Here is an 11,791-nt window from a genome sequence, read left to right as displayed (position 1 = left end):
GTGTTTTGTTTTTTAGTTCTTGGTTGTCTTCCACAATTTTTTGAGAACGTTTCAAAACCTCCAAAATCTCATCGATGCTTACGACTTCTTCTTTGGTGATAGAAGCCACCAACATCCTAGCCGTAGAAGTACCAATTATGCTGCTAATGGTATTTTCCACATAACTCACCAATTTAGGATCGGCAATAGAATCTTTGAGGTCGATGTGGTTTTTTCGTGCAAAGTCCTCCAGTTCTTCTTTGGCCTGCATACTGCCAATAAAACTCACCAAAAGCTCTATCAAATGCTCATTTCGTGCTTTTCCTTTCCAAAGCAGAGATTGACCGTCTTTGTTAGAATATTTGAAAACATCAACAAACAACAAGGCCTGTTTGGCCTCCGCCGGGGTGACTTCTGTGCACATAGAAACCACAAAAAACATGATTGAATTGATCAGTAAGCTCCAAAAAGTGGTATTGGAAATGTCATCAAAGCCCTGAATTTTAAAATGTGCAAAAAACTCAAAAAAAGCAGAAACGGAGCTATTAAGGTAATTACCCGTTGCGTCGGTTAGTAAAGAGGGTAAAATAAGCGAAAACAACCAAATAATGAAACCCGATAATAGCCCAACCAAAGCACCAGTTTTGGTGGCCCCTTTCCAAAAAATACCACCCAAAATTATTGGGCCAAATTGACCAATTGCCACAAATGCAATCAAACCAATAGATACCAATGAAAAATAACTGGCCACGGTTTTGTAATAAAAAAAGCCGAGAAGAACTGTCAAAATAATAGCTCCTCGACGAATCCAAACCGCAAAATTGATGATACGAAAAGTGTATTTTTCTTTAAATCTTTTGTTTTCCAATAAAGCCGGTAAAACCAAACTATTGGTGAGCATGGTGCTGATAGCAATAGTTTCTACGATAATCATACCCGTTGCAGCGGAAAAACCACCGATATAAGCAATAAGTGCAATGACATTGGCAGAAACACTCAAAGGCAGCTCAATCACGTAATTGTCAGCTAAAATACTTGGATTGCCTGCGAAAACTGAACTGCCTGTCAGTGCAATAGGTATCACAAAAATATCGATTAAAAACATATAAAGTGGTAATAACCAAATGGCCTGCTTTAAGTTATTTTCGTTTTGATTTTCGACCACCGCTACCTGAAATTGCCGAGGCAAAAACATAAATGAAAAAGCCGAAACCAAAATATGCATAAACCAGTTTCCGTATCCTGGTTGCTTCTCAAAATCGAAGGCTTTCTGGATTTCTTTTTGATAATAATGTTTCTCAAAAACATCGGCAAAACCATCATTAAGCCAAAAAGTGATGAAAATACCTACAACCAAAAAGGCCAAAAGCTTGAAAACGCTTTCAGCCGCGATGGCAAAAATCATTCCTTCATGGGTTTCGTTGGCTTGGACCTTTCTGGTACCAAAAAGTATGGTAAAAACCACCAGAAGAATAGAAATATAAAAAGCAGGCTCCTGGTAAAAATAGACTCCATGGGCCATTCCAGACAATATCTCAAAGCTCTTGGAAATGGCCTTGATCTGCAAACCGATATACGGAATACCTGCCAACAGCGAAATAATAGTAACCCAAACTCCCAAAGAACGATATTTGCCATATCTGGCAGAAATGAAGTCAGCGACACTTGTGATATTGTGCACATGTGAAATACGTACGATTTTACGTAAAACACTCCAGCCCAGCAACATCACCAAAGTCGGACCTATGTAAACCGAAAGGAACTCGAGGCCGGTTTGATTTACCCTACCTACACTTCCGTAAAAAGTCCAGGCAGTGCAATAAACCGAAAGCGACAAAGCATAGACATAGGGATTGTCTATCAGGCTTCTTTTTTTACTTTTGAAACGCTCGGCCACAAATGCCAAGTAAAATAAAAAACCCAAATACAAAACAGATACTACCGAAATCAGAAATCCATTCATTTATTTCGATTCACGAAAAACGCCGCTAACAATATTATTATAAACCAAATAATAAAAACTATTACTATTTTCAAAGGAAAACCAACTATATATTGGTCATTTTGAATAATCGAAATGATCGGAAAATTCAATAAAACTAATAAAAGTATGAAAAGTAAAAATAGCTTTTGTTCCTTGGTTTTATTTCCCATTTTTTTTAAAATCGGTTTTGGTGAAGAATATATGCCAACGGACAATCGTCTCAATTGGCATATATTGCTGTATTTAACCCTAACACAATTTGATTTTCAGACTCTGAAAATTCAGATTGAATTTCAAATAGAATTAATCTTTTTTGAGTCTTTCAAGTCACTACTTGTTTTGCTCAAAATATTATCTTTCGTCTGTTCCGTTGTACTCTCCCTGAAGGCAGTACATTCCAAAAAATCCCAAAGCACCGGCAATCATTGGGCAAAGCACCACCGTATAAATCACAGCAGGGATTACATTTTCACCACCTTTATTCCAGAGTGTTACGGCCTGGTTTACAATAAGATAGTAGACTGCAAAAGCTCCCAATGCTATCCACACAATTCCTAAGATTTTCTTTATAACATTCATTTTATTTAAAGTTTTTGGTTCAAAAATATTAATCGTTCACCTTATTGTCGTTTCCATCTAAGTAGATAGTACCAATTACAAAACACACCCCTGCAATAATAATGGGATACCACAGACCCTCTAGATATGGCTTATCCACAGGCATTATTTCTAGGCCAGCTTCTTTAGCCTTGTCGTTGATAGATTTGGCATTGGTTACCAAGAAAGTAGCTATGGCAGGCAGTAGACCTCCAAAGATTCCATTGCCGATATGGTATGGAAGTGACATGGACGTGTACCTGATTTTAACAGGAAACATTTCTACCAAAAATGCAGCTACTGGACCGTAAACCATCGTAACGAAGAGCATCTGAATAAATACCATCAGCACCAAAAACCACTTGTCCGAATCATTTATCGTTACGGTTTTCTTGGTGTCTACCAAAGGTTTACCATCTTTCATATCCATTGCACCGTTGTTGAGCGTCACTGTCTTCACTTCTTTATAAGTGGTGCCGTCTTCAAAAGCCTTGGTAATTGTGTACACTGAATCCACTCCACCATTTTTATTTTTAGCATTTTCTTTCAATTCTGCAACAGAAGTACCTTTTTCTACAATTTCCGACTTCAGCTTAATATCTGCTGTTTCGTACATTTTAGAATAGATGGTTCTATAGGATAGAATTGCCACCAACATTCCGGCCATCATGATCCATTTACGGCCAATTTTGTCAGACAACCAACCAAAAAACACAAAGAAAGGTGTACCCAAGCATAATCCCCAAATCAGAATGCTATCCACCTGCTCTTTAGGTACGTTCATTACTTTTTCGATAAAAGACATGGCGTAAAACTGGCCAGTGTACCATACTACACCCTGGCCCATCGTTACACCCAAAAGTGCCAAAAGAACAAACTTGAAATTTAATTTATTTCCAAAAGATTCTTTCAGAGGATTAGTAGAAATTTTTCCTTCTGATTTTACTTTGGCAAAAAGAGGAGACTCATGCATATTTCTACGAATCAAATACGAAACGCCAACCATCAAAACCGAAGCAAGGAAAGGAATTCTCCACCCGTAGTCATCAAATGCCTCCTTTGAAAGCGATGCTTTGGTGATAGCAATTACAATTAATGAAATAATTAAACCAGCAGTGGCAGTAATCTGAATCCATGAAGTCATATAGCCTCTTTCTTTGTCAGGAGAATGCTCTGCCACATAAGTAGCAGCACCGCCATACTCGCCACCGAGTGCGAGACCTTGTAATAATCTTAGCAATAAAACCAACAATGGAGCGGCCATACCGATGGTTTCGTAAGATGGAATAAGGCCAATGAGGAATGTAGCACCACCCATTAAAAGTAGCGTAACCATGAAAGTATATTTTCTACCAATCAGGTCACCCAAGCGACCAAAAAACAAGGCACCGAAAGGTCTAACTATGAATCCTGCCGCAAATGTTGCTAATGTTGAAAGGAAAGAAAGGGTTTCATTTCCTGGCCCCGAAGGGAAAAACTTTGTGGAAATGATAGTGGCAAGACTTCCAAAAATATAGAAATCGTACCATTCTATCATTGTTCCTACAGATGATGCCCCAATTATAGAGAACATCGAACTTTTCTTAGTAGATGACATAATGTTAAATTTTAGAGTTTAATAAATTTTTTAAAGGTTGATAATTATAAATACACTTGTAATTGCATAATGAATTCGCCCAAGGACTTTTTATTGCCTGAAGTCACCTCTACACCTGGCCTAATGGCATATTGCGTGGTAATTTTAGCATGATGTCCATCTATTAGCCAATTGGCACCAATGTCAAAATTTGAAACTGCGGTAGGCAATGCTTCGAAGTTTTTCATGGTATATGCTGTGAACGGTTGAACTCTCAACTTAGGTTTTTCTTTGGTTTTAGGCAGAAGTAAGCCCGCTTGTGTATAGAAAATAGAGCCTGTACCAATCATTGGCTGAGCATTGCCAGCTCCCGACAAAAGCTTATCGCTGCCTTTATAGTTGGCATCTGCAACTCCTACGTTCATAATTCCAACATTTCGAAGGTAATTTGGTCCGAAGTTATAGTTAAATAAGCCAGTATACGCAGTGAAGGCCATGTTTCTTTCTTTTTTACCTACAGGAAGATCCAAAAATGCATCTACCGCAACCAAATTTATATCATGACTACTGAGTGTACCATTAAGTTGAGACTTTGTTCCTTTTGGTTGACTATAAAAACCTGCACCTAAGTTAAATACTTTTTTTGTACCTAAATATGTCCCAACTTTGAAAGGCAACAAATTAGACTCCGTATCCCAGAATTGATACTCTAGATAACCTGTTTTCACCCATTTGCTGTTACCGCTATTATCCACTGCCGTTGCTTTACTAGCATCCGTTGCGTTTACGGGTGGTGTATTTGTTGAAAAAGGCTTGTTAATAGCCAATCGATATTCAAATTTATTCAATTTACCTTTCGCAAATATTCCAAATTGCCTAACAAATTGGTCCGCCACATCTACAGTGGCCCAGTTAAAAATAGGCGAATCTATGGTCATAAAATTCAAGGTTGAGGCCTGCGTCATTCTTGAAATACCCATAAAATAATGTAAACCAGCACCAACAGATAGGCTTGAATTCTTGTTTTCTTTGCTGGGTAATACCAAATGATACTCATTCCAGGCATCATGAAAAAATATTTGGGGTTTCTTACCAGCACCATAAGGGCCTGTTCCTGTTGTACCTGAGCCACCACCATTCACAAAAGTTTGGTTGTTGATTCCCCAGTGAGCTATTACCATATACCGTTTACTCAATTGGGCATAGGCTAAAAAACGTAGTCGGCGAGCACCAATATCAACACTATTCGTGGCAGCCTCACCACCGACTGTGGTACCTGGATTCATCTGAGAAGATCTGAACCAAATCTGGTTCCAGGTTATAAATCGGATGAACTTGGATCCGTCTTGGTTTACATTAATTTTCATCCCAGAACCATATTCAGGTGCCCCCTGCCCAAAGGAGGAAATTACCGTGGTGACGAGCACCGAAAATAGGATAATTAATTTTTTCATAGAGTTTAAATTTATTGGGGTTTTGTTGTACTTTTCGATGACAAAGATTAGCGTTCTATTTCTAGAATCGAAATTTCTATATAGCTAAGCTAAATTGATATAGAAAACAACAAAAGTGGACTTACAGTAGCATTTGAGCGAAAAAACAAGATTATAAATTACAGCAAAAGAGAAACTACGAATTATATTTGGCAATTTTATAAATACCCCAAATTAGTAGAGTATGAGGGTACAAAATAAATGCACCAATTTAGAAGAGTGATATAGATTAGTTAAAAGTAATCCTATTCCATTGAATGACCATAAACTTATCACCCAGTTCAGTTATAAGCATACCTTTGCCTTCCACATTCTGAGGTCGTGACACAAACTCTCCTAACTCCTTGTGATTCAGGATTCTATAAGTAGGAGTAGCTAAGTTTTGTTTCGGTACCTTTATTTGATATTTCTTAACCCAATTCATCACCGAAACATGACTTATGCCTAACAATCGTTCTATTTCCCTATAACTTACACCTTCTATGTAGAGCTGAAGAGCCTTAACCACATAGTAGCTGTCGATACTTTTACCCATCTTTTCGACGGTAAAGTTATAAAGACAAGTCCTACATTTGTAACGCTGTTTACCTTTAATAACACCATTTTTGGAGATATCGTCGGAGTCACATTTGGGGCAAGGAGGGAAAATACTGGCCATCTATACTTTTTTAGCAAATATATATCTTTTTAGCAAAATTTAAACTATTTATATATAAAATATAATTTTTCAGCGAAATGATTACCCTTGTGAATTTATAAAATGCACAAACATTGTTCTATTTTAGAGCTTAGGAATTTTAATATTTCAAAATGTGTTAGTTAATCTTAATCCGAAAATTTTCTCCAAGCCCTTATGAAACTACTTTTCCAGTATTTATCAAAATATAAATTAGGTGTAATTCTGGCATTTTTATTGGCCGCCATCAACCAGAGTTTTTCGTTAATGGATCCGTTTTTCTTTGGAAAACTGATTGATGGCTTCGCTAAAAACCCAAATCAATACTCGCAAAGTGAGTTCTTAAAAGGCTCAGGTCTAATCATCTTGGCCATTATAGGCGTTGCTATGGTAAGTAGAATAGCCAAAACACTTCAAGATTATGTCATGAACAGCGTCATCCAAAAATTCGGAGCGGATGTATTTATTGATGGCTTAAAACATACGCTGAAGCTTCCATTTCAACAATTCGAGGATCAACGCAGCGGCGAAACACTTTCGATATTACAAAAAGTAAGGTCTGATTCTGAGAAATTCATTACGGTATTTATCAATGTGGCCTTTACTTCTATTGTGGGAATAGTTTTCGTTATTATTTATGCCATAAATCTTAATCCAGCTTTGGTGGCGGTTTATTTTATTGGAGCATTTGCTTTAGGTACGTTAACCAATATTTTAAGCAAAAAAATCAAAGAAATACAAAAAACAATTGTTAAAGAAACTACTGCACTGGCCGGTACAACCACCGAATCCCTCAGAAATATTGAGTTGGTTAAAAGTCTTGGCCTAGCTGACCAGGAAATCAATCGTTTGAAGCTCAATACATTAAAAATCCTGAAACTTGAACTGAAGAAAGTACGAGGTGTTCGTTCGATAAACTTCGTTCAAGGTACTTTCGTTAATTTACTCCGACAGATTATTCTTTTTATATTATTGTTTCTAATTTTTAAGAACGAACTTACTGTTGGACAACTACTTACACTACAGTTTTATTCCTTCTTTATCTTTGGACCATTACAAGAACTTGGCAATGTAATACTGGCCTACCGAGAGGCAGAGGCCTCTTTAAATAATTTTCAGAAATTACTGAATACGCCCGTGGAAATGAATCCTGAAAATCCAAAACCATTGGGAATTGTACAGAAATTGACCTTCGAAAATGTGAGTTTTAAACACTCAAGTGCCGAAAATCACGCCTTGGAGGAAGTAAATTTCGAAGTCAAAAAAGGTGAAACGATCGCCTTTGTAGGGCCATCAGGATCGGGAAAGACTACTTTGGTAAAATTGTTAGTTGGGCTATACAAACCAAACGAGGGAAAAGTTTTCTACAACAATATAGACTCCGACCAATTGAACATTGATGAGCTCAGAAATCAAATTGGCTTTGTAACCCAAGATACACAGTTATTTTCAGGCACAATTCGGGAAAATTTACTCTTTGTAAATCCAACTGCCACAGACGAATTGATGTTGGATAAAATGCAAAAAGCTGCCTGCCATAACCTTCTAAAAAGAGCCGATAATGGACTCGATACGGTCATTGGTGAGGGCGGAATGAAGATTTCGGGAGGAGAGAAACAAAGACTTTCTATAGCCAGAGCCTTGTTACGCGACCCAAAAATATTTGTATTTGATGAAGCGACCTCGGCGTTAGACTCTTTGACGGAACAAGAAATTACCACTACCGTGAGAGAAGTAACTGAAAACGGTGATTACATAACGGTAATGATTGCCCACCGATTAAGCACCATTATGCATGCCGATAGAATTTATGTTTTGGAAAAAGGCAAAATTATCGAAGTGGGTAAACATGAAGATTTGCTCCTAGAAAAAGGGCTATACTATGCTATGTGGCGTCAACAAATAGGTGAAAGACAAGACCTTAGAAAACAACCAGCAATGGCATGAGCAAACCAGTAACCATTCTGACAGGCTTTCTTGGGTCAGGAAAAACCACATTTCTGAACCAAGTTTTAGAACAAAAACCGTCAATAAGATTCGCCATTGTTGAGAATGAATTTGGCGAGGCGGGAATTGATGGCGAACTCATTATTAAGCCTGATAATGAGATATTTGAATTGAGCAACGGTTGTCTTTGCTGCTCATTAAACGAAGGTATTTATGACATTCTGAACGAACTCAGCCATAAAACAGAGCAGTTTGACGAACTCATTATCGAAACCACGGGCATAGCTGATCCAGCCAATGTAGCGAGCCCGTTTTTCTCCCATTCTGAAATCAAGAAGGATTTTCCTGTAAAAAGAATCGTCTGTTTGGTGGATGTAGAACTTATAGAAGACCAACTTACTGAAACAGAAGAAGCTATCAAGCAATTGGCTTTCAGTGATATTATTTTGTTGAACAAAACAGCCAAAGTTTCTAAGGTTTATTTGGAGGAGGTAAAATATAAGTTACTGTCTATCAATCCATTCATAAAGTTTTTCGAAGAGAACGGCATGGTCTTTCCTGTGGCCGAAATATTTGAAACAGTTAGGGATGCAGATTTGAAAATCGAAGAAAACGAAAACAAACCTCACTCTCACGAACACAAACATGGAAAAATTAAATCATTCACTTTCAGATTTCCAGAGCCCTTCAACGACAAAGAACTGCAAATGAGACTATTCGGATATTTAGTATTCGAAGCCAAAGGATTGTATAGGATAAAAGGCATTATCAATGCTAAAGATGTGAATCACAGATTGATTTTGCAATCTGTAGGCCAAAGTCTCAACATTTCTGGCGGAAAAGCATGGCAAAATGATGAAATCCGAGAAAGCAAAATTGTGTTTATTGGGAAAGATTTGGACAAGGCATTTTTTGAGGAAATGCTTAGAGGCTGTATGGCGGAAAAATACTAAATGATTCAAAATCCAACAAACATTCTCATAAGACTGAAAATATAATCTGACACAACGAATGATATTTACATTTAGACTTTCAAACCATTTCTAATATAATTTGACCCCGCTGGGGTCATTTTTATTTATTCATCTTTCCTTTTTTAACATAATATGACCCCACTGGGGTCATTTTTCTAATGTAATGAACCCTCTGGGCTTCGGTATTTGCCTGAAAAATTTAAAAATAGAATTGTTAAAAACTGACCCCAGCGGGGTCATATTTTGTTAGCACAGATTGAGATGGAAGCATTTTTGACCCCAAAGGGGTCAGATTATTTATGAATCATGTTTTTCCATTTATTAAAAATTCACAAGATTTTATATTTTTGGATATCTAAAAATATAATCTACATGGCAGATACCTATAGCAGAGTTTATTTACACATAGTTTTCGCTGTCAAAAACAGAAAAGCACTTTTAGACAAACTTTGGAGAAATGAGCTTTTCGCTTACATGGCATCCTCACTAAACAATAGAGGACATTTTTCATTAGCAGTAAATGGCTATAATGACCATGTTCATCTATTTTTTGACTATAATTGCAAAGAACTCATTTCAGACCTAGTTCGAGAAATTAAGAAATCTTCAAACGAGTTTATCAATACAAATGGTTTTTGTTCCGTAAAATTTGAATGGCAAAATGGATACGGGGTCTTCTCGAATGGTTACCGTGAAAAAGATATCATCATTAAATACATCATTAATCAAGAAAAACATCATTCTAAGAGAAGCTTTAAAGACGAATACTTCTCCCTACTCAATACCTACGAGGTGGAATATAAAAACGAATACGTTTTTGAGTTTTTTGATGAAATTGACTTGAAGAATTAATATTTCATTTGCCGACAAACAAATCTAAAAATGTTTTTGCGAATTCTGATTTAACCACATCGCCTTTACCCAAATCAAAATCATGACTCAGGCGGTCGCTATTGGCAAGGATTATTAATGTTAAATTTTTCTCTAAAACCTTTAAATAAAGGGCGGAAAATGAGCCTGGGTGGTGGCCATAATGCCAGACGAGCGTCTGGTCTTTATATTTCTGTGTAAACCAACCATAGCCATAAGGTGAGAGACTTCCGCTGCTTAATTTATATGGCTGAAATTGTAAATTCTTGGCTTTTTCCGAAACCAAAAAGTTGTTATTGATGGCTTTATCAAAAATCAATAAATCATTTACCGATGATATTATTCCAGCACCAGCGTTTAGTTTTGGATTGGGAAACTCGGCTCTTACAAAACCCGATTCTGTAGGATTATACGGCAAAGCAATTTTATTTAACATTCCCTTTTTCGATTTGTCCAACTGAGAGGATGCGGTGTTCTTCAGATTTAGTCTATCGATGATCATGCTATCTACCAAATCGTCAAATTTAGATCCAGTTGCGGTTTCAATAGCTACCGAAAGCATTCCAAACAAAAAACCATTGTATTTGTATTGGTCGCCGGGCATATTTTCAGAAGTATGCGTCAAGTGATGCCTTAGAGTAATATCGTTTCTTTCGGGATGGTAATTTTCTAACATAAAGGTATATTCGGGCATTTCTTCTCTAAAATAGCCTAAAATCCGTTTGCACCGTTCCTCATATCCTGGATACAAATCCTTTATTTTTGCGTCTAAACTCAGCTTATTCTCCTCTACCAAACGCATCATTACAGCTGCTGCGAAAGGCTTTGTGATGGAAGCTATGCTATAAGGCGTGTTTCCATCTGGCTGAATTTCCTTTTCAATATTAGCAAACCCGAAGCCTTTAGAGTAAACAACAGAATCATTGTGCGATATACCGACAGACATACCTGGAATCTTGTATTTATCCATCAATGGCAGAATCTGATGCTCATAATCTGAAAGATTCTTGACTAATTTTTGATTCTGAGAAAAGCAAGAATTGAAAATTACCCAAAGTACAAGTATCCCTTTTTTCATGTACTATGAAAATTATTTCTTCCCCAAGTATTCGTCTGTGAAATGACCTTTCTGCTTTTCCTTTGAAAATTTTTCAGCGTTATAGGTTGAGCTTTTGCCTCTGGCTATCGAGAGCGTTTGCCAATTTTCGTCCAAAAGCATTTTGCCAATAAAAACTATTTGCCCAACATGATAGGGATAATGTGCCAATTGGCGATTGATGGCCTCCATTACTGTGTGACCCTGATTTCTGATGTAAATAATTTTGTCTAAATCTTCATCAGAAATACTATCTAATGCGTAAAAAAGGCAATTCCAGCCTTTGTTCCAAACCTCAAGTAATTGCGTTTTGGATTCTATTTCACCTTCGAATTCTCCTTCTCGGTTTCTCCATTCTTTTTCTCCGTCAGTAGTCAAAAAATCGGTCCAACGAGAGAGCATATTCCCAGTTAAATGCTTGACAATAATGGCGATAGAATTTGATTCCGCATTATACTGCCAATTGATTTGAATGTCAGAAATCTGATCAAAAGTCTTTTCTCCGAGCAGTTTGTAATACTCAAATTGCTTTTTTGTTGAATCCAAAAATCCGTTATTCATACTTTATAAATTTACCTCCCGGTCCCAAAGACGCTAGG

Annotated in this window: 10 protein-coding genes; 3 read left to right on the top strand and 7 right to left on the bottom strand. The window is 37.0% G+C overall.

The genetic code is table 11. The features are described 5' to 3' along the window. The 5 genes from EGI31_RS18765 to EGI31_RS18745 form a co-directional block, all read right to left on the bottom strand. A partial coding sequence (locus EGI31_RS18765) for a sodium:solute symporter family protein (protein WP_255038690.1) occupies nt 1-1,942 on the bottom strand: 1,942 nt, incomplete at its 3' end. Between the two features lie 372 nt (nt 1,943-2,314). Further along, nucleotides 2,315-2,542, bottom strand: coding sequence for a DUF6814 family protein (locus EGI31_RS18760; protein WP_255038689.1), 228 nt, complete (start codon nt 2,540-2,542; stop codon nt 2,315-2,317). A 28-nt stretch (nt 2,543-2,570) separates the two neighbouring features. After that, complete coding sequence (locus EGI31_RS18755; RefSeq protein ID WP_255038688.1) at nt 2,571-4,157, bottom strand: MFS transporter; 1,587 nt, start codon at nt 4,155-4,157, stop codon at nt 2,571-2,573. 44 nt (nt 4,158-4,201) lie between these two features. Further along, the gene (locus EGI31_RS18750; protein WP_255038687.1) at nt 4,202-5,590 is read right to left on the bottom strand and encodes a porin; all 1,389 of its coding nucleotides are present in this window, start codon (nt 5,588-5,590) and stop codon (nt 4,202-4,204) included. A gap of 268 nt (nt 5,591-5,858) precedes the next feature. Beyond that, nucleotides 5,859-6,287, bottom strand: coding sequence for an IS1/IS1595 family N-terminal zinc-binding domain-containing protein (locus tag EGI31_RS18745; RefSeq protein ID WP_255038686.1), 429 nt, complete (start codon nt 6,285-6,287; stop codon nt 5,859-5,861). 195 nt (nt 6,288-6,482) lie between these two features. Between EGI31_RS18745 and EGI31_RS18740 the strand changes: the two genes are divergently transcribed. From EGI31_RS18740 to tnpA, 3 genes are all read left to right on the top strand, one after another. Continuing rightward, a complete protein-coding gene (locus tag EGI31_RS18740; RefSeq protein ID WP_255038685.1) occupies nt 6,483-8,252 on the top strand; it encodes an ABC transporter ATP-binding protein in 1,770 nt (589 codons plus the stop codon). After that, nucleotides 8,249-9,205 carry a CobW family GTP-binding protein gene (locus EGI31_RS18735; RefSeq protein WP_255038684.1) on the top strand — a complete coding sequence of 319 codons (957 nt, stop codon included), beginning with the start codon at nt 8,249-8,251 and terminating at the stop codon, nt 9,203-9,205. Before EGI31_RS18740 ends, EGI31_RS18735 begins: the two co-directional genes overlap by 4 nt. 393 nt (nt 9,206-9,598) lie before the next feature. Further along, nucleotides 9,599-10,078 carry an IS200/IS605 family transposase gene (tnpA, locus tag EGI31_RS18730; protein WP_255038683.1) on the top strand — a complete coding sequence of 160 codons (480 nt, stop codon included), beginning with the start codon at nt 9,599-9,601 and terminating at the stop codon, nt 10,076-10,078. A 4-nt stretch (nt 10,079-10,082) separates the two neighbouring features. Here tnpA and EGI31_RS18725 read toward each other — a convergent pair whose 3' ends face one another. Both EGI31_RS18725 and EGI31_RS18720 read right to left on the bottom strand, forming a co-directional pair. After that, complete coding sequence (locus EGI31_RS18725) at nt 10,083-11,174, bottom strand: serine hydrolase domain-containing protein (RefSeq protein WP_255038682.1); 1,092 nt, start codon at nt 11,172-11,174, stop codon at nt 10,083-10,085. 12 nt (nt 11,175-11,186) lie between these two features. After that, nucleotides 11,187-11,753 carry a DUF1572 family protein gene (locus tag EGI31_RS18720; protein WP_255038681.1) on the bottom strand — a complete coding sequence of 189 codons (567 nt, stop codon included), beginning with the start codon at nt 11,751-11,753 and terminating at the stop codon, nt 11,187-11,189. Nucleotides 11,754-11,791: the final 38 nt, after the last annotated feature.

Origin of the sequence: Lacihabitans soyangensis (assembly GCF_024343775.1) — a bacterium.
Classification (GTDB): domain Bacteria; phylum Bacteroidota; class Bacteroidia; order Cytophagales; family Spirosomataceae; genus Leadbetterella; species Leadbetterella soyangensis.
This window is presented reverse-complemented; position numbering and strand designations above follow the sequence as displayed.

Bases quoted from the DNA above. Each gene is read 5' to 3' on its own strand.
- EGI31_RS18720 (WP_255038681.1), bottom strand. From the start codon at position 11,753: ATGAATAACGGATTTTTGGATTCAACAAAAAAGCAATTTGAGTATTAC.
- tnpA (WP_255038683.1), top strand. From the start codon at position 9,599: ATGGCAGATACCTATAGCAGAGTTTATTTACACATAGTTTTCGCTGTC.
- EGI31_RS18745 (WP_255038686.1), bottom strand. From the start codon at position 6,287: ATGGCCAGTATTTTCCCTCCTTGCCCCAAATGTGACTCCGACGATATC.
- EGI31_RS18725 (WP_255038682.1), bottom strand. From the start codon at position 11,174: ATGAAAAAAGGGATACTTGTACTTTGGGTAATTTTCAATTCTTGCTTT.
- EGI31_RS18740 (WP_255038685.1), top strand. From the start codon at position 6,483: ATGAAACTACTTTTCCAGTATTTATCAAAATATAAATTAGGTGTAATT.
- EGI31_RS18750 (WP_255038687.1), bottom strand. From the start codon at position 5,590: ATGAAAAAATTAATTATCCTATTTTCGGTGCTCGTCACCACGGTAATT.
- EGI31_RS18760 (WP_255038689.1), bottom strand. From the start codon at position 2,542: ATGAATGTTATAAAGAAAATCTTAGGAATTGTGTGGATAGCATTGGGA.
- EGI31_RS18735 (WP_255038684.1), top strand. From the start codon at position 8,249: ATGAGCAAACCAGTAACCATTCTGACAGGCTTTCTTGGGTCAGGAAAA.
- EGI31_RS18755 (WP_255038688.1), bottom strand. From the start codon at position 4,157: ATGTCATCTACTAAGAAAAGTTCGATGTTCTCTATAATTGGGGCATCA.